The 18,035-nt window shown below is 46.0% G+C and carries 17 protein-coding genes; 8 read left to right on the top strand and 9 right to left on the bottom strand.

Translation table 11 applies throughout. The features are described 5' to 3' along the window. The first annotated feature begins 14 nt into the window (after nucleotides 1-14). From QUB51_RS06230 to hisC, 4 genes are all read left to right on the top strand, one after another. Nucleotides 15-1,316 carry an esterase-like activity of phytase family protein gene (locus tag QUB51_RS06230; protein WP_333260135.1) on the top strand — a complete coding sequence of 434 codons (1,302 nt, stop codon included), beginning with the start codon at nucleotides 15-17 and terminating at the stop codon, nucleotides 1,314-1,316. A 177-nt stretch (nucleotides 1,317-1,493) separates the two neighbouring features. Beyond that, on the top strand, nucleotides 1,494-2,348 hold the full coding sequence (locus QUB51_RS06225) for an alpha/beta hydrolase (protein WP_333053021.1): 855 nt from the start codon (nucleotides 1,494-1,496) through the stop codon (nucleotides 2,346-2,348). Next, the gene (locus QUB51_RS06220; protein ID WP_333260132.1) at nucleotides 2,345-3,058 is read left to right on the top strand and encodes a glycerophosphodiester phosphodiesterase family protein; all 714 of its coding nucleotides are present in this window, start codon (nucleotides 2,345-2,347) and stop codon (nucleotides 3,056-3,058) included. Before QUB51_RS06225 ends, QUB51_RS06220 begins: the two co-directional genes overlap by 4 nt. 75 nt (nucleotides 3,059-3,133) lie before the next feature. Then, nucleotides 3,134-4,180 carry a histidinol-phosphate transaminase gene (gene hisC / locus QUB51_RS06215; RefSeq protein WP_333209728.1) on the top strand — a complete coding sequence of 349 codons (1,047 nt, stop codon included), beginning with the start codon at nucleotides 3,134-3,136 and terminating at the stop codon, nucleotides 4,178-4,180. Between the two features lie 219 nt (nucleotides 4,181-4,399). On the opposite strand, the gene QUB51_RS06210 is transcribed toward hisC, so the two are convergent. From QUB51_RS06210 to QUB51_RS06180, 7 genes are all read right to left on the bottom strand, one after another. Then, complete coding sequence (locus QUB51_RS06210; protein ID WP_333053015.1) at nucleotides 4,400-4,867, bottom strand: type II toxin-antitoxin system VapC family toxin; 468 nt, start codon at nucleotides 4,865-4,867, stop codon at nucleotides 4,400-4,402. After that, nucleotides 4,861-5,175, bottom strand: a complete 315-nt coding sequence (locus tag QUB51_RS06205; protein WP_333053013.1) for an antitoxin family protein — start codon at nucleotides 5,173-5,175, stop codon at nucleotides 4,861-4,863. Before QUB51_RS06205 ends, QUB51_RS06210 begins: the two co-directional genes overlap by 7 nt. A gap of 393 nt (nucleotides 5,176-5,568) precedes the next feature. Next, complete coding sequence (locus QUB51_RS06200; protein WP_333053011.1) at nucleotides 5,569-6,369, bottom strand: class I SAM-dependent methyltransferase; 801 nt, start codon at nucleotides 6,367-6,369, stop codon at nucleotides 5,569-5,571. A 142-nt stretch (nucleotides 6,370-6,511) separates the two neighbouring features. Next, a complete protein-coding gene (locus QUB51_RS06195) occupies nucleotides 6,512-8,152 on the bottom strand; it encodes a 2-isopropylmalate synthase (RefSeq protein ID WP_333053009.1) in 1,641 nt (546 codons plus the stop codon). A 329-nt stretch (nucleotides 8,153-8,481) separates the two neighbouring features. Next, complete coding sequence (locus QUB51_RS06190) at nucleotides 8,482-9,003, bottom strand: LabA-like NYN domain-containing protein (RefSeq protein ID WP_006633075.1); 522 nt, start codon at nucleotides 9,001-9,003, stop codon at nucleotides 8,482-8,484. 338 nt (nucleotides 9,004-9,341) lie between these two features. Then, a complete protein-coding gene (locus QUB51_RS06185) occupies nucleotides 9,342-9,992 on the bottom strand; it encodes a response regulator transcription factor (protein WP_015174512.1) in 651 nt (216 codons plus the stop codon). Nucleotides 9,993-10,640: 648 nt separating this feature from the next. Further along, entirely contained in the window at nucleotides 10,641-11,066 is a 426-nt protein-coding gene (locus tag QUB51_RS06180) for a ferredoxin (protein ID WP_333209731.1), read from the bottom strand. A 379-nt stretch (nucleotides 11,067-11,445) separates the two neighbouring features. Here QUB51_RS06180 and groES point away from each other — a divergent pair, with 379 nt between their 5' ends. The 4 genes from groES to QUB51_RS06160 all read left to right on the top strand — a co-directional run bounded on the left by groES (nucleotide 11,446) and on the right by QUB51_RS06160 (nucleotide 16,149). Further along, on the top strand, nucleotides 11,446-11,757 hold the full coding sequence (groES, locus tag QUB51_RS06175; protein WP_332945088.1) for a co-chaperone GroES: 312 nt from the start codon (nucleotides 11,446-11,448) through the stop codon (nucleotides 11,755-11,757). Between the two features lie 138 nt (nucleotides 11,758-11,895). Continuing rightward, on the top strand, nucleotides 11,896-13,536 hold the full coding sequence (groL, locus tag QUB51_RS06170) for a chaperonin GroEL (protein WP_333053005.1): 1,641 nt from the start codon (nucleotides 11,896-11,898) through the stop codon (nucleotides 13,534-13,536). A 171-nt stretch (nucleotides 13,537-13,707) separates the two neighbouring features. Then, a complete protein-coding gene (locus tag QUB51_RS06165) occupies nucleotides 13,708-15,372 on the top strand; it encodes a phospholipase D-like domain-containing protein (protein ID WP_333260128.1) in 1,665 nt (554 codons plus the stop codon). 117 nt (nucleotides 15,373-15,489) lie between these two features. Continuing rightward, the gene (locus QUB51_RS06160; protein ID WP_333260125.1) at nucleotides 15,490-16,149 is read left to right on the top strand and encodes a glutathione S-transferase family protein; all 660 of its coding nucleotides are present in this window, start codon (nucleotides 15,490-15,492) and stop codon (nucleotides 16,147-16,149) included. A 327-nt stretch (nucleotides 16,150-16,476) separates the two neighbouring features. On the opposite strand, the gene QUB51_RS06155 is transcribed toward QUB51_RS06160, so the two are convergent. Continuing rightward, entirely contained in the window at nucleotides 16,477-17,436 is a 960-nt protein-coding gene (locus QUB51_RS06155; RefSeq protein ID WP_333052998.1) for an SH3 domain-containing protein, read from the bottom strand. A gap of 176 nt (nucleotides 17,437-17,612) precedes the next feature. Then, nucleotides 17,613-17,867, bottom strand: coding sequence for a hypothetical protein (locus tag QUB51_RS06150; protein ID WP_333052997.1), 255 nt, complete (start codon nucleotides 17,865-17,867; stop codon nucleotides 17,613-17,615). Nucleotides 17,868-18,035: the final 168 nt, after the last annotated feature.

Genomic DNA, 18,035 nt, shown 5'->3' with positions numbered 1-18,035 from the left:
AAACGGTATAAATTATGTCACAAAGATGGCACAAAAGCAAACTGTTCAACAAGAGCAACAAAATAAATGTCACCGCACTGAGCAATTATTGGGATTTAAAGACGCTGGGCGATCCTCTTCGTTGGCGTAGCCCCCGTAGGGGCGGGCTTCGCCAACGCATTTTACGCTTATTTAGTCTAGCCCTAATTCTCTTAACTGTTTGCACAGCTTGCGCCCCCCCTCCCGCAGTTGCAAAAGACCGCTCTTTTCCAGAATTGTCCCTAGAATTTTTGGGCGAGTACGAATTGCCAAAAATGAATTTTGAAGGAGTACCCGTCGGCGGTTTGTCAGGAATTACCTACGATCCCAAAGGTATTAGCGAAGTCACTTCCAAAGCTTATCGCTTTTACGCTCTTTCCGACGACCCCAGCGAAAACGGAGAAGCGAGATTTTACAGTCTCCGACTCGACCTCACATCAAGTGACCCAGCAAATATTCGCCTGAAAAAAGTTACCGTTGACGGCGTTACCTCCCTCAAAAAATCAGACGGTGAAACCTTCTCTTGGGGTTCCATAAATCCCGAAGGCATCGCCCTTTCTCCCCGCAATTCAATATTTGTCGCCAGCGAAGGCGTTACTCATGTGGGCATCCCTCCTTTTCTCGGAGAATTTGACCTCAAAACCGGGCAAATGCGGGGAAATTTGCCGATACCAAAGCGCTATATTCCCGATGCCAGCGATGAAAAACAGCAGCAAGGAGTGGTGGACAATTTAGGTTTTGAATCTTTAACTATCGACCCAGAAACCTTTAGTCCAGGCGGTCTAGACCCGTTTCGTTTGTTCGCAGCTACGGAAGCCCCGTTAATGCAAGATTTAGACCCAGAACAGGCAAGCAAACTTCGTCTTTTACATTATATCATCGTCGATAAAACGCCGCAATTAGTCTCAGAAAATCTTTACACACTAGACCAGGTTCCCATGACTATTTTGAACGGTTTAACAGAATTAGTGACAATCGGTGGCGGTCAGATTCTGAGTTTAGAACGTTCTTTTGGCCTGTCGGGATACAGCGCTAGGATTTATCAAGTAGCGGTTGGGGCGGCTACAGATACTTCGAGAATCCAGAGTTTCAAAGGACGAGTGGCCGTCGAACCTGTTAAGAAAAAGTTGCTCCTAGACTTAAGCCAACTCGGAATTCCGCTGTACAATTTAGAGGGGATGACCCTCGGCCCGCGCTTGCCAGATGGCAGCCAGAGTTTAGTTTTGGTCAGCGATGACAATTTTGATGAAGCGCAGAAAACTCAGTTTATCTTGTTGAGTTTGAAGGGCAAAGGTTAAGTCAGAAGGGCGGGCTAGAAGCCCACCCCACCCCACAATAAAATTTATTCTTTGTGGAACAGGCATCTTGCCTGTTGATGAAAACCGTACAAAAAAATTCACTCTTTGTGGAACAGGCATCTTGCCTGTTCATAAAAAATTTAAATTACATTTATCCAACTATAAAATACCCTAATTATGCCAACTCGTAATACTTTGCACTTACCAGACATTGAACTTTCCTACCTAGAATGGCAGCCAGACACAGGGAAAGAAAAATCTCCCCGTTTGCTGCTGTTACACGGTTTAGCAGATAGTGCGTGTGTCTGGACTAACTTGGGCAATTACTTGTCCAACCGCTATCATATTGTAGCGCCAGATATGCGCGGTCACGGAGAGAGTAGCAAACCGAAAACAGGCTATACTTTTGAAAGTGCGATCGCAGATTTAGAAGCTTTGATGGCACATCTCAACTGGCCAGACGCCCACATTTTAGGACATTCTTGGACGGGAAAACTAGCACCGATTTGGGCGAGGCAAAATCCCGATCGCTTTTGCAGTATGATTTTAGTAGACCCCATCTTCATCACCAAAATGCCCGCCGCGATGAAACTCACCCTGCCAATTGTTTACCGAAAATTAGACTGTCTCAAATGTGTGGGCCCGTTTGCGACTTTATCCCAAGCAGAAGCAGCGGCAAAACAATCGGGAGAATTCGCAGATTGGAGTGATGTGCAGCAAATGGTATTCCAACAGCAAATCGAACCAAAATCCGACGGAAATTGGGGCAGTAAATTTGCGATTACAGCCAGAAATCAGATATTTACAGAAGTGATGAAAGTTGCCGGTTTAACTGAAAATATTGAGATCCCAACTTTGTTTGTACAGCCGGAAAAAGGCGTAAATCGCATGGCTTGGCAAATGCAGCCATACAAGAGATACTTGAAAAATCTTACTGTTGCAAAAGTACCGGGGAATCACTGGTCTTTTTTGACTCAACCGGAAACTTTTAATCAAACTGTGGCAGATTTTTTAGAGGGCACAAGACAGTGAATGTAGAAATTATCGCACATCGGGGATTTTCGGCGATCGCCCCCGAAAATACTTTAGCAGCTTTTGAACTGGCGATCGCCCGTGGAGCTCATTCGATCGAATTTGACATCCAGCTATCCGCCGACAACGTACCAGTGATTTTTCACGACGCCACATTAGATAGAATCACTGGAGTTTCTGGCAAAGTTAGGGAAACAACCCTGTCTCAATTGCAGACACTTAATGCGGGAAAATGGTTTAGCGATGAATTTTCACAACAAAAAATTCCTACCTTAAAAGAATCATTAGCTATCCTCAAAAATGTTGACAAATTTCTTTACTTTGATGTCAAGCCGCACTGCGAGTGGTCGGATGCAGATGTCGCGGATTTTGTCAAGACTTTGAAGGGCGAAGAAATCCAACACAAATGCGTTATTACCTCCTTTAACGATGGATTTCTGGAACAAGTGCGGCGGCTATCTGGCGATTTGGCGATCGGACACATTGTTGCTAATCTAGAAGCATACAAAACTCAATTTGCTCAAGCTGTGGCGCATCAGGATAATTTGATTAGCAGCCAGTACCGCGTGTTGCTGGAAAACCCCGCACTAATTCCAGAAAGCCGGAGTCAGGGAGTTGACATTGTAGCCTGGACGGTGGACGATCGAGCGGATATGCAAAAGTTAATTGATTTGGGTATAACGCGGATAGTCACTAATTGTTTGATATAATTTGTTTAACTTGATATCTTGCACCATTATCAAGAACGGGCTCTCCGGCACGTTCCACAAAACTCAATTATATAGATGAATTACTTTCGCAAAAGCATCCACGAAATGTCTGGCTATGTGCCGGGAGAACAGCCACCGCTAGGCACAAAAATTATTAAATTAAATTCTAATGAAAATCCCTATCCGCCTTCTCCCAAAGCCTTAAAAGTGCTTGAGGAAATAGACGGAGAAATGCTGCGGCGCTATCCAGATCCAACGGGCAAAAGTTTCCGCATTGCTGCTAGTAAAGTTTTAGGAGTACCTGACGATTGGATTGCGGTAGGTAACGGCAGCGATGATTTATTAAACTTGATAGTTCGCGCTGTCGGCGAATCTGGGAAACAGATTGTTTGTCCCGCGCCTACCTATGTATTGTACCGCACTTTGGCAGAAATTCAAGAGGCAGAATTTGTCGAAGTTCCTTATCCCGACGACTACAAGTTACCAGTCGATTTATTAATAGCAGCCAGAGGGGCAGTAACCTTTGTAGCTTCGCCAAACAGCCCATCGGGAACAGCCCTATCTGTGGCAGATTTGGAGAAACTAGCTAAAGAGTTATCGGGCATTCTTGTCATCGACGAAGCTTATGTAGATTTCGCCGAAGAAAATGCTTTGAACTTGACAGAAACGTACAGTAATGTTATAGTTTTGAGAACGCTTTCAAAAGGTTATTCCCTCGCAGGATTGAGGCTGGGTTTGGCCATAGCAAATCCGGCGCTGCTGGCTGAATTAAATAAAATTAAAGACAGCTATAATGTAGATGTTTTAGCCTATGCAGTGGGGGCAGCGGCGATCGCAGATCAAGACCACAAAATAGCCAACGCCGAAAAAATTAAGGCTTCCAGAGCAAAACTAGCCGTTAGCTTCCAGGAATTAGGCTTTGAAGTTTGGCCCTCGCAAACCAACTTTTTGTTAGTTAGGCCACCAAACGGCGATGCAGAAAGAATTTATCAAACACTCAAAGTACGGGGAATATTGATTCGATACTTCAATCAGCCCCGATTAGAAGACAAATTGCGGATTAGTGTAGGTACGGAGGAACAGAATCAAATCTTAGTTAAAACTTTGAAAGAAATCCTATAAAGAGCGATCGCACTAAAATTAGTTTGTAGTGAGGAATGCCAGTCCTCAAAATTTTATGATACAGCACTTTCCAGGTAAGTGAAGTACAGAGAAACCGGGTTTCTTGAATAAAACCGGTTTCTGGCGAGAAATCCAGAAGAAACCCGGTTTCTGGGGTGTACTTTATAAACCTGGAATCCGCTGTATGAGGACTGGCATTCCTCACTACAAACAGCTTGATTACGGATAATTATTAGGATTGTCCGTCGCCAACCCTGCCGAACGAGCAATATCCAGCAATCTGTTATCCGCCGAAACAAAAATTAGTTGAGTTTCTGGTATGGATGTTAAAATATATTGAACGCGCAAAGCAGCCGCCAATTGCACAGCATCATAAGCCCGCAGTGGATGTTGCATCACCAATTCGGTGGCTGTTTCTATCAAAGTTTGATCGACATCTATGACTCGGTATTCATTTTCAAAATCCTCCCTAACTTTTTGCACAATTAAATCAAAACGCTCCGCAGACAAACTTCTATCCCGCAGACGGCGTGCAAAAGCGCTGTGTACCTCCACCCAAGTAATCTGGCTAATAGCTAAATGGTTATCTGTAGCAGGATCGGTAATCGATAAAATCCACTCACTGCCTTTTTCAGGCACGTATCGTTTGACTAAAGCGCTAGTATCCAGAAAATAAGCATTTACCACGGGCCACGATCCTCGATAACGATTTCTGAAATAGGCTTACCTGGTAGCGGTTCCATTTTTTGCATCAATTCGCGCCACTGCTGCGCGCGCTTGATTAATTCTGCCCGATCGAGCTTACCCTGTTTCTTTGGCAAACGCACCCCCTCTACAAGCATCTTAATCATCGACTTTTCGCGATCGCCCTTGAGTTCTTCCTGCGAAACTTCCGCTACAATTGTGATTTGCACAGTTTCCCCATCATTCAATGACAAAGGAATCAGGGGACGCAAAACCCCGTTTTCGTAGATAGCAGTAATAGTTTCTGGCATAATTAGCCTCTTAATTAAATGCTTTGACTTATTGTACTTCTTTTAGAGTTTTCAGTAGGGTGCGTCAATCGATTTTAGATTTTAGATTTTAGATTAAAGAATTGACTTGCGCGAGATAAATGCTCTTTCTTGAGGATTTTCGATTTTCGATTTTGGATTGATTCCACGGATAAATGCGGGGGCTTGTACCATCAAGAAATTATTGGTCAGTTGTGATTATTTTTGCTCCAAACAAACAATCTCGGAACTGACGCACCTGACAACAAATGGTGCGTCAGAATAATACTTTCGGCGCTGATTTAAAATCTCAAAACTGACGCACCCTACCACTGATATCATCAGTCATTCCCGATTCTTTAATCGAAAATCCAAAATCTAAAATCTAAAATCGTCTTACTTCGTTGCCACCACAGCCAAATTCCAAGCCAAGCGCTTCATCAAAGGCAACTTCTTCAAAAAGCTATCCCACTCTTCCAATCGAGAGTATTCCGGTTTCAATCTCTCTTGTTCAATGATAATCTTTTTCCAATAACGCTCCTCATTTGGATGCACTTTTTCTATCAAATAAAAGCGCAAAAAAATCCACAGCGATGTCAGCCAAAACGTATCGTAAGCCGTCTCGGAAAACAAAGATTGAACAATTTTCACAATATTAATATCCAAAGGACTTTCATCCTCCGTCCGCACCTCAGTCGCCATTCTGCGGTAAACATTAATCACGGGATTGTGCTTCATCGGGTCCCAAAAACAAGCTTTTCCCCCCGGTTTTAGCACGCGGTGCATTTCGCGAATTGCCTTTTCCGGTTCCGGCAAATGGTGCAGCAAATTAGAAGCGTAAACAATATCAAAACTCTTGTCCGGGAAATCCATCGCCATTGCATTTACAGTGCAGCCCTCTATTTTGACGCCGTTTTTCTCTGCCAATTTCAGAGCAACGTCTACCATGCCCTGGGAATAGTCGGCAGCCACACAATGCGCGCCTTTTTTAGCAAAATAAACGCTGTTTTCTCCCGCGCCGCAGCCTAAATCTAACAGGCGTTTGCCTGTAATATCGCCCATTTGCTGGACGATAAATCTATTTTCTGGGGCGGTACAAGCTTCAAAGTAATCATTGACTTGAATGCCGTCAATATCGATTGTGGATGCCCAAGCATCGTGGAATTGCCGCTCTTTTTTTAAGGTTTCGTCTTGCATTTTTCAAGATTTGGTTATTAGTAAAAAAAGTAATTTTAAACCGCAGATAAACCCGGATTAAGGCAGATTAATTGAGATTTATCTGCTTCGATCTGGGTTCGTCTGCGGTTGGTTTCAAGAAAAATGGCTGACAATAAATTTATCAGCGCTGTGCTTTTGCAACAACTTCATTTCTGATCAGATTTGGCTGTTCCGAGGATTTTTCAGCACTATGCTGCAATGCCTGATACAGGCGATTTAAAGCGCTGATGTATGCTTCTGCGGAGGCTACGATAATGTCGGTATTTGCTGAGTGACCGGAAAATACTTTGCCTTCGTGGCGCAAGCGAATTGTTACTTCGCCGATCGCATCAATTCCTGCTGTTACCGATTGTACAGAAAACTCGATCAACTCGTTGGGTACGTTTACCACCCGGTTAATTGCCCTGTAAATCGCATCCACAGGCCCAGTGCCGATCGCAGCATCGGTCAATTCTTCGCCCGCCGGATTCCGCACAGTGACAGTTGCTGTCGGGCGAGATTTGTCGCCGCAGGAAACCTGCACCAATTCTAACCGGAATAGTTCCGGTGCTTGGTGCACTTCGTTATTGGCGATCGCCTCTAAATCCCAATCAGTAATCTCTTTTTTCTTGTCAGCTAAATCTTTGAACTTGACAAAAGCCTTATTTAGCTCATCGTCGGCCATTTCAAAACCCAACTCTTTCAAGCGAGTCTGAAATGCGTGACGGCCGGATAATTTGCCCAAGACGATTTGATTTTCAGTCAAGCCGATCGACTCAGCGTCCATAATCTCGTATGTCCGCTTATTTTTCAGCACTCCGTCTTGGTGAATTCCCGACTCGTGAGCGAAAGCATTTGCCCCCACAATCGCCTTATTTGGCTGCACCAACATCCCCGTCAAATTGGAAACCAACCGCGAGGTTTTATAAATTTGGCGCGAGTCAATATTTGTCAGCGGTTCCTCAGAATCCGCAGGCCGGCCCAAGAACGGATTATAATATTGGCGCCGCACGTAAAGCGCCATTACCAACTCTTCGAGAGCTGCATTTCCCGCCCGTTCGCCAATCCCGTTAATCGTGCATTCTAACTGTCTGGCGCCATTTTTCACAGCTTCCAAAAAGTTAGCAACAGCCAATCCTAAGTCATTGTGACCGTGAACCGAAATAATTGCGCGATCGATATTCGGCACATTTTCCTTAATTCCGCGAATCAAAGCCCCAAACTCGCTCGGAGTCGTATAGCCGACAGTATCGGGAATATTAACAGTAGTCGCACCCGCTGCGATCGCCCGTTCTAGAACCTGATACAAAAACTCCGGTTCCGATCGACAAGCATCTTCCGGCGAAAACTCCACATCATCCACAAAAGACTTAGCGTAAGCCACCATTTCCGGCACTATTTCCAGAACCTCAGCCCGCGTCTTTTTCAGCTTATACTCCAAGTGAATATCGGACGTAGCCAGAAACGTATGAATTCGCGAATTTACGGCGGGTTTCAGAGCCTCGGCTGCTGTTTTAATATCCTCCTTTCTCGCCCTCGCTAAACCGCAAATTGTCGGCCCATTTTCTGTGCCAACCGATCGGGCTATTTTTTGGACTGCCTCGAAATCTCCCGTGCTGGTGAAAGGGAAACCCGCTTCAATCACATCCACGCCCAATCTCGCTAACTGGCGGGCGATCGTCAGCTTTTCATCCACATTCAGAGATGCACCCGGAGATTGTTCTCCGTCCCGCAAAGTCGTATCGAAAATAATAATCCGGTCTTGACTTGGTTGAGTTTTCATAGCTCTACAAAAGTGTTTTCCTGATTTTTACTTGTCCGTTTTTCTGGATTTTTAGCCTCCAGTCAGTCGATTTTAGATTTGAGATTTTAGATTTTAGATTTGAGATTTACTCCACAGATGAATCTGGGAACTTGAACCTTAGTCTAAAATTTTGGGCTACTGGTGGCTCCTATCGGAAAGCAAGTATGCGTTTTTTGGCGGGAGCACCAGTCCCGTGTTTCGCGCCAATAACGAATAATTAATAACCCATAACCCATAACCCATAACTGCTGACTAATAACTACTAACTAATGACTAATGACTAATGACTAATAACTACTAACTACTGACTAATAATCCATCTTCTCGATATGTTCCCTAATTTCATTTAGGTCTATATACCTATCTGTAGCATTTCGTAACTCTCTAGCAATCATTCCTTCGGTGGATACCACAGTAATATGAGTATTTTTCGAGCGGAGCAGCTCGATCGCCCGCTCAAAATCCCCATCCCCGCTAAACAGCACAACTTGGTCGTATTGATCCACGGTATTAAACATATCAACCACAATTTCTATGTCTAAATTAGCCTTTTGAGAATATCTGCCCGAAGCATCGTCGTAATATTCCTTAAGAATTTTAGTGCGAACCGTGTAACCTAGACTGATCAAAGCATCTCGAAATCCCCTTTGATCTTGGGGGTCTTTCAGACCCGTATACCAGAAAGCATTGATCAAGATGACATTCGGCTGCGAAGTTTTGAAATATTCGAGCACCCTGCGAGGATCAAAAAACCAACCGTTCTTTTGTTGAGCGTAGAACATATTGTTCCCGTCCACAAAAATAGAAAGGCGGTTCATTAAGTTTGTCATAGAAACTTAGACCTAATAATTGTAGAAAGAAGTTAATCTAAATATCACATTTTAGCAACATGGAGCTAACTGAGGCAATAGATTAGACTTCAGAAAACTCCATCTCCCCAGTATTTCATATTTTCGGCTCTACCGCCAGAGGGTTCTTTTAACCCTGCTTGCTTTTGAGCGAGGGGCCCTCACAAACTATACGCCTAGTAACTCAATACCGACTGCCGTGTCAAGGTTAAGGGCGTCTTCAAACTACCGCGCCCACCGCCCTACCGCCAAACAGGCATACGCCCAGCGCATAGCAGTAGATTTTGCTCCCCTGATTTCATAGCGCAGACTACCTCCGCTCAAGCCTTTTTGCTTTCAAGAGCCCAGCGAGCTAACTCTGTCCGGTTGTGCAGACCTGTTTTGCCCAGCATATTGCTGACGTGGCTTTCGATAGTCCGCTGGCTGACATTCATCACGTCTGCGATCTGGCGGTTTGCCATACCCTGCGCTAGCAACTGTACCACCTTTAACTCAGTGGGAGTCAATTCGACATTGCGGCGCGCCTTAATTTTTGGGCCACTCTCCATACCGGGATTTGAGTGACGAATCAAGCGGGATGCTGCTTTCAGAGAAGATTCCACTTGGGCTACCAGTTCTTCTGGTTCAAAAGGCTTGACTATATAAACGTCAGCGCCCGTGCTCAAGCCTTTTACTCGGTCTGAACTTTGACCTTTTGCGGACAAGAAAAGAACCGGAATCCAGCTCGTGCGCGGGTCTTCTCTGATGTGTTTGACTAAAGTGTAGCCGTCCATTTCCGGCATCATCACGTCGCAGATCATCAAGTCGGGAACTTCTTGTTCTAGTTTTTCCAGAGCGTCTCTGCCGTTTTCTGCTGTAATGACGTTGTAACCCCGAAACTCCAAGTAGTCTTTGACCAGCAAGATCAAATTGGGGTCGTCGTCAACCAGCATCAGCCGTTTTTGTTCTCCTGAATTATTGTCCTTTGTCATGTTTATTCCCGCTAAAGTATCCCGCACACTTCCTTGTTTTCACTTCTGTTTTTTCGGTCAGTCCCCCGCCACCCGGCTGGGAGTGGAGGACGACGATCGACTGAAGGGATGGCGGTGAGGGAAAGCGGGGCGGGTATTACCGCTTTCCAACCTATAATCGACGGCTGTTTGTGAGTGTCTTACGACCTCGAACGCAGCCCAAACCTGTAATCGACGATCGCCCTGTCAAGATCAGCCTTGATTGATTGCAGATTCCCTAACAGAGCGCAAGTTAAATATTTAATCTCGATGGTTCAATTTCAGGTTAATGCCCCGGTTTTAAATGATACTTCTGATATAGAGAAATTTAAGCAGACTCCCTACTTACGTATTTAACTGTTTCTAGTGTAGTTTGGCAACCTCCTGAGTGTCTGCCACTGAGAATTTTTTGCACAAAATTTCTCAGTTCCTGCGATCGATTTTTTTTACTGTACCTTTTGAGAAACACAAGGAACACGGGAAGCGGCACCAGCAAGACAAGAACCTAACTACAGTTTTATTGAGCTGTAGCAGGTGCGATCGCCCGGACGCGAAACTGTCTCAATTTTTCACCCTTAACCTTAAATTTAACACTTTACCTATAACCCTGTACTTTAAACAGCGCTACACTTAAATGTTTGGCTGGGTCTCAGCAGGCACAGGCAAAGGATGAGTCAAGAAAGCGTATTCTTGAACCACCTTTGAGTTTAGGAGATGTTCCTGAATAATTCTCTCAATCACGGGTGGAGTAACGTCGCGATACCACACTCCGTCTGGATAGACTACCATAATCGGGCCAGACGCGCACACTCGCAGGCAATTGGCTTTCGTGCGAAAGACGCAGGTTGGTCGATCGGCACTTGGCTTGTCCAACCCCAATTCTTGCAAGCGTTTTTTTAAGTAATTCCACGCCTCCAGACTGGTTTGCCGATCGCAGCACTTGGGCACGGTTTGGTCGGCACAGATAAAAATATGCCGCTCGATTTGAGGGATTCCCAGGCTTTGGACGCAAGCGCTCAAGCCTTGGCTGCAAGATTCCATGTTATTTTCTGTCATTTTATTCATTCGTCAACAGTAATTGGTTAGCGGTCTAAAGTCATCACCACAGCCCCCACTCCCTCCCGTCTCAACGGTAGGTTTTTTACAATTCAGAAATTGAGGGCAAACAAGAGGCAAGTTTTAAAGGCATAACAAGTCGAAATCCGGGATTTTTCGCTTCTGGCTCTCTCCCCCTCTCCCTCTCTCTCCCCCTCTCCAACTCATTGTCGGTTCGGGAACCCGTACTGACAACTAAGTTGCGATCGCCCCTTTCTAGAGCTAAATTAGCACTCAGGAGTCGAGAGTGCTAATATGTCAGTTGTAAGTAGTCCGCTGTTGCTTTCATCGTGACCCCTGACGACTGACTCACGACAATCTGTAATCTGGAGATTTATTTATGGCAGCAGTATCACTGAGTGTTTCTACCGTTAAACCGTTAGGCGAGCGCGTGTTCGTAAAAGTAAGCGCTAGCGAAGAAAAAACCGCCGGCGGCATCCTTCTGCCCGACACAGCTAAGGAAAAGCCCCAAGTAGGCGAAGTCGCGGCCGTGGGCCCCGGCAAGCGCAATGACGATGGCACCCGCATTGAAATGGAAGTCAAAGTCGGCGACAAAGTTCTCTACTCGAAGTACGCCGGCACCGACATCAAACTCGGCACAGACGAATACGTCTTGCTTGCAGAAAAAGACATTCTGGCGATCGTTAACTAATTAATCATTAGTCATCAGTCCTTAGTCATCAGTCATTAGTTTAAAGCGAACGCCGCCAAACAACTAATGACACGGGACAAATGACTAAAATCCATCATCCCCAATCCAAAATCTCAAACCCTCTCATCCCCAAAAACTATGGCTAAGCGTATCATCTACAACGAAAATGCACGTCGCGCCCTCGAACGCGGTATGGACATTTTGGCCGAAGCAGTGGCAGTAACCCTCGGCCCCAAAGGCCGCAACGTGGTTCTCGAAAAGAAATTCGGAGCTCCTCAAATCGTCAATGACGGTGTTACCATCGCCAAAGAAATCGAACTAGAAGACCACGTAGAAAATACAGGCGTTGCCCTGATCCGTCAAGCAGCTTCCAAAACCAACGACGCAGCAGGCGACGGTACCACAACTGCTACCGTTTTGGCTCACGCCATGGTCAAAGAAGGTCTGCGTAACGTAGCAGCCGGCGCAAATGCGATCGCCCTCAAGCGCGGTGTTGACAAAGCAACCACGTTTTTGGTAGAAAAAATTGCCGAACACGCCAAACAAGTAGAAGATTCCAAAGCCATCGCTCAAGTCGGCTCCATCTCTGCTGGTAACGACGATGAAGTCGGCCAAATGATTGCCAACGCAATGGACAAGGTGGGCAAAGAAGGCGTGATTTCCCTGGAAGAAGGGAAGTCTATGACCACCGAATTGGAAATCACCGAAGGGATGCGCTTCGACAAAGGCTACATCTCTCCCTACTTCGTCACCGACACTGAACGGATGGAAGCGATTCTCGAAGAACCGTTCATCTTGCTGACAGACAAGAAAATTGCTCTGGTACAAGATTTAGTACCTGTGCTCGAACAAGTAGCTCGTTCCGGCCGCCCGCTGTTGATCATTGCAGAAGACATTGAGAAAGAAGCTTTAGCTACCCTCGTTGTCAACAAACTGCGCGGTGTGTTGAACGTGACTGCTGTTAAAGCACCCGGTTTTGGCGATCGGCGCAAAGCCATGTTAGAAGATATCGCCGTATTGACCGGCGGTCAACTAATCACCGAAGATGCCGGTTTGAAACTGGAAAACACCAAGCTCGACATGATCGGCAAAGCTCGCCGCATCACCATCACCAAAGACAGCACCACAATTGTTGCCGAAGGTAACGAAGCCGCCGTTAAGTCCCGCTGCGAACAAATTCGCCGTCAAATGGACGAAACCGAGTCTTCCTACGACAAAGAAAAGCTGCAAGAACGTTTAGCCAAATTGGCTGGCGGCGTCGCAGTCATCAAAGTCGGCGCGGCTACCGAAACAGAAATGAAGGATCGCAAACTGCGTTTGGAAGATGCGATCAACGCAACCAAAGCTGCTGTAGAAGAAGGAATTGTTCCTGGTGGCGGTACAACTTTGGCTCACCTGACTCCTCAATTGGAAGAGTGGGCTAATAGCAATCTGAAGGGCGAAGAATTGACCGGTGCATTGATTGTGGCACGGGCTCTGGCTGCTCCTCTGAAGCGGATTGCTGAAAATGCTGGTTTGAATGGCGCTGTGATTGCTGAGCGCGTCAAAGAAAAGCCGTTCAACGTCGGTTTCAACGCAGCGACAAATGAGTTTGTCGATATGTTTGAAGCTGGAATTGTTGACCCTGCGAAGGTGACTCGTTCTGCTCTGCAAAATGCCGCATCTATTGCTGGTATGGTGCTGACAACCGAGTGCATCGTCGTTGACAAGCCTGAACCGAAGGATGGCGCTGCTGCAGGCGCTGGCGGCGGCATGGGCGGCGGCGACTTCGATTATTAATCGATAGTCGATCGTTTGATGGGGCGGGCTTTCGGGCCCGCCTTTTTGATAAACAAAATAGCTGTCACCTGGTGACAGCTATTTTTTTTTGCTGACTGATATACTCAGAAGGAGCTTAGGTACTCCTACTTTAGGGAACCGCTGTATAAAAAAATTTGAGGTAATGTGTCTATGTCTAATGAAAATAAATACCATTCTCAGAAACAGAAGCCCAAACTAATTTGGCAAAATCAACGCTTGAGAGAGTTGCAGCAACAATTAGACAAATTGAGTGAGAGTCATGGCAGCCTGCTTGAGCAAAACCAGAGAATAGAGCAAAAACTAGAGGATTTAAAGTCTCTGTTAGAAAATCGACCTGATATCATCACAAGTCAGGTCGATGAACCCAGTGATAAGCAATATGAAGATCGGCTAGTGTTTAACCGTGGTCAGAGTCGAGAAGTGCTTAGTCATGCGCTGGAAAATGTTCAAGAGCGATTGATTCTGGTATGTCCTTGGCTGACCTATTGGGCTACTGCTGTAGTGATTGAGAAGTGCGAAGAACTCATAAAGCGAGGTGTTCGGATTGATATTGGTTGGGGTAAATTGGAGGATCTGGCTAGAGATCAAACAGATACATTTTGGTATGGAGCATTGCCCACATTGCGTGAACTCGAAAATGAATATCCTAAGTTCCTCTCTTTGAAGGAATTGGGTACCCATGAAAAGTTTTTGGTGTGTGATAACAACTTTGCCATGCTGGGAAGTCATAACTTTCTCACCTCTAAGGAAAGTAGCCCAGAGTTTGAAGTGGGAATTTTGATCGAAGACACCAACACCATCCAAAAATTAATCAATCGTTTTGATGAATCTACTTTCGATAAGAGTGCGGCTCTTGATTACTTAAGTCGTGAAGGTGACACCTATGACCTTGAATATGACCTTGAAGAGCAACCAATAGAAATTGAGGTTTTGAAAAAAATTATTGAGAAGGCTGAGAAAAGGGTGGCTGAGAACAAGCAGAAAACTGTGGTTAAGCTTCCTCCTCCACAAACACCACCGGTCACTACTCTGAGAAACGAAGAGTCTATTGTGTTGCGAACTAAGTCTGAAAAAAGCGCTGATTTTACCACTAATAATTCAACTCCGCCTCCTCTTGAATTAAATTCAAATCGGAGAACTAGAAAGAGAACTATACAGTCAGAAGTAGGCAATGATTTGGGGGTAACATCTACAGCAAGTAGTGATAAAAAGCCAGATGTTCCTGTTTCTAATAAACCAAAGGAAGAGGCTGTAAAACCCCCGATAATTACGCAAAGTGGCGGACTGGGTGAAATTATAGTTCAACTGAATTGGAGTCAAGGAACTGGAGAAGATGGTAGCAAAACTGCCATAGATCTTGATCTGGGTTGCTTGTATGAGCTAAAAGATCGACAAAAGGGCTGTATACAAGCCCTGGGCGAATCGTTTGGTGATTTCTCTAAAACTCCGTATATTGATCTGGGTGAAGATGACCGTAAGGGTGATAAAGGTGAGACTTTGCGGATAAATGGCGACAAGGTTGCTGAATTTAAGCGGATTCTAGTTTACGCTTGGATCTATCAGGGCATAGCTAAATGGTCTGATGCTACTGGTGTTGTCAAAATCAAATTGCCAGGGGTAATTTATCAGGCAGATATCGAAGTGAAATTGGAGAATCCTAGTGATGGTATAACGAGATGTGCCATTGCCTTGTTTCAGAATGTTGATGACAAGACTTTTAAAGTTACCAAGATTGAGAAATATTTTAGAGGCCACTCAGAGATGGATAAAGATTTTAAGTGGGACTTAAACTGGGTTGACGGCTCTAAGGACTGAAGTAATTTGGGACAATTTTTATACTCGTTACCAGGCTCTGCCTGGGAACCAGTTAACCAGTTATTGAAACTGATTTAGGATTGCTATATTACCTTTCAATAATTACCCCCACCATTTATGAAACTTTATCACACCCCAATTTCCCCTAACTCCCGCCGCGTCTGGATCGCCCTCATCGAAAAAAACCTCGACTTTGAATTAGTAGAAATCCACTTGGACGGCGATCACTTGCAGCCTGAGTTTGTCGCAATGAATCCTTTTCATCGCATCCCTGTTTTGGTCGATAATGACTTCACTGTCGTCGAGTCTCTGGCAATTCTTGACTATCTAGAAGCGAAGTATCCAGAACCGGCAATGCTGCCGAAAGATCCGCAAGATTTGGCAGTTGTGAAAATGGTAGAATTGGTCACGGTTAACGAACTTGCGCCGGCACTTTACCCCCTCAGCAGTGAAAAAATGGGCTGGGGAACTCCTGAACCTCAAGTAATAGAAAAGGCTAAGGAAAAAGTCAATACTGTGCTGACATTTTTTGAAGGTTTGTTGGACGATCGCCCTTTTTTCGCTAGCAACAGTGTCACGTTTGCCGAGTGCGTTGCCGGCACCGTCGTGCCCTTGCTATCTTGGGTTGGTGTGTCCCTAGACGGTTATCCAAAAATTCAAGCTTGGTGCGATCGACTGCTTGCCCGCCCCTCATGGCAGCAAACTCAATTCACCGAGGCAGATTTGGCGGCTTTCGCATCTCGGAGACAAAAGTTTCTCGCACAATCTCAAGCCTGATGAACCCATCAATTGTCAAGCGAGCGCTCTTTTTCCTAGCTGTTATCGCCTGCATCCAAATTCCCATCGCAGCAATGGGGCAGCCCGCCGCCTGATCGAACTACGAATCAATTAACGTCAAACAGTTCCTGGGCGATCGCAAAATTACCGTCTCCAACCCCAAAGATATCGCAGCAAAACTCTGACTCGCGACAGAAATAAGTTATTCCTGGGTAAGTCATCGAAGCAATCTGGGTTCCGCGTTGTTCGCTTGCTGCGCGACAATCTTAAAACTATTTTCGGTGTCGATCGCTCTTTTAGTCAAAAAGAGCGATCGAACTCACAAGTTTACTTGCACATGATCAAATTTCCAGCAGAGATGAATCCCGCCGCAGGAGCTGAAATCTCAACCCAATTCCGGTTTTCTCCATTCTTATCTTTCACTAACTGGAAATTCGGTACAAGCGTTACTTGACCGTTAGCCGGTACACCACCTTTAACCGCAGCAGTCCTTGAAGGCTCAGTACGGATAGCTAGACCCCTCGGCGCTACGCGAGGTTCTACTTGGCGGCACAGACTTACGGGGCCCGTTGCAGGTGCTGGTGCAGGCGCAGGCGCAGGCGCAGGTGCTGGCGCTGGTGCTGGTGCGGGTGCGGGTGCTGGTGCGGGTGCTGGCGCTGGTGCTGGTGCTGGTGCTGGTGCTGGCGCTGGCGCTGGTGCTGGTGCGGGTGCGGGTGCGGGTGCTGGTGCGGGTGCGGGTGCTGGTGCGGGTGCGGGTGCTGGCGCGGGTGCTGGCGCGGGTGCTGGTGCGGGCGCTGGTGCAGGTGCGGGTGCTGGTGCGGGCGCTGGTGCAGGTGCGGGTGCGGGTGCGGGTGCAGGTGCAGGAGTTTGACTAATTGTGCACGAACCTAAATTACTTTCGTCGTTGGGATATCCGCTAGCTACATACCCTGTGACGGGAGCGGTAATTTGAATCCAGAGGCGACCGTCGGAGGCTTTAACAGAAGTAGCGCCTTGGGACAGCGTTACCTGAGTGTTAAGTCCTACCCCGCCCACTCTAGGGGATTTTGGGTCTGGGCTCTGGCGAACGGTCAAACCTTCTTTGGGAGTGACTTTGCGACAAAGGTTGCCAGCCTGGGCTATTTGAAAGGTGGCGCTATCTTCAAAGGAAATATTTTCAGCATCTTGACTGACAGTGGATGTTGATGGGGCGGCAACAACGATCGCATTTGCCTGCAAACTTCCGGTTGCGATCGCGATCGCGCCCAGCAATGCAGCGGGTTTATTCCAGCAATTCAAGTTTTTCATCCGTTCAAATCCTCACTTAACCACAATCATTATCTTAATTGCAGGTCAATATAGCAAAAAAATCGATTTGTCTTCCACAAAAAAGCTTTATGTAACTTTTTTTTACCGCAAGTCAAGTTTAATTTATATAATTTAATGTTTGGTGAGTTGAGCGAAGACACATAAAGCTGCTACGCCTATAAATTGCTCATTATGCCACAGTGGGGGAGGGGGAGAAGGTGGAAGTGTCCGAGTCTGGGAATGGCAGAGGGGAAAAGTAAACAGCGCCAATCGCTAGCATTGACCCGATGGCGGGCATCAACTTGATAAAATCTTCCAAAACGGAAACTTATCGGCTTGAGGCACAGTTGTGTTTTTGTGGCTAAAGCCGCCCCGCCATCAGCGACAGTTGCTGTAGCTGTTTCCAAACGGTTTTGTTCCTGTGGAGACAACCAGCACAAAACCTCCGAACAAAAGCAGCCCGCTCAAATCAGAAACCAAATTTTTGCGCCAATTCTGATTTAATTATATTGCTATAGCAACCGCGCTCGATGTTTATGATGTTTTCACTTGCTAAAACTAATGCGGTAGATTCCTTCGGAATGGGATCATATTAATGA

Origin of the sequence: Microcoleus sp. AT8-A3 (assembly GCF_036705675.1) — a bacterium.
Classification (GTDB): domain Bacteria; phylum Cyanobacteriota; class Cyanobacteriia; order Cyanobacteriales; family Microcoleaceae; genus Microcoleus.
Note: the sequence above shows the minus strand (reverse complement) of the source record. Positions and strands in the feature narration are given on the sequence as shown.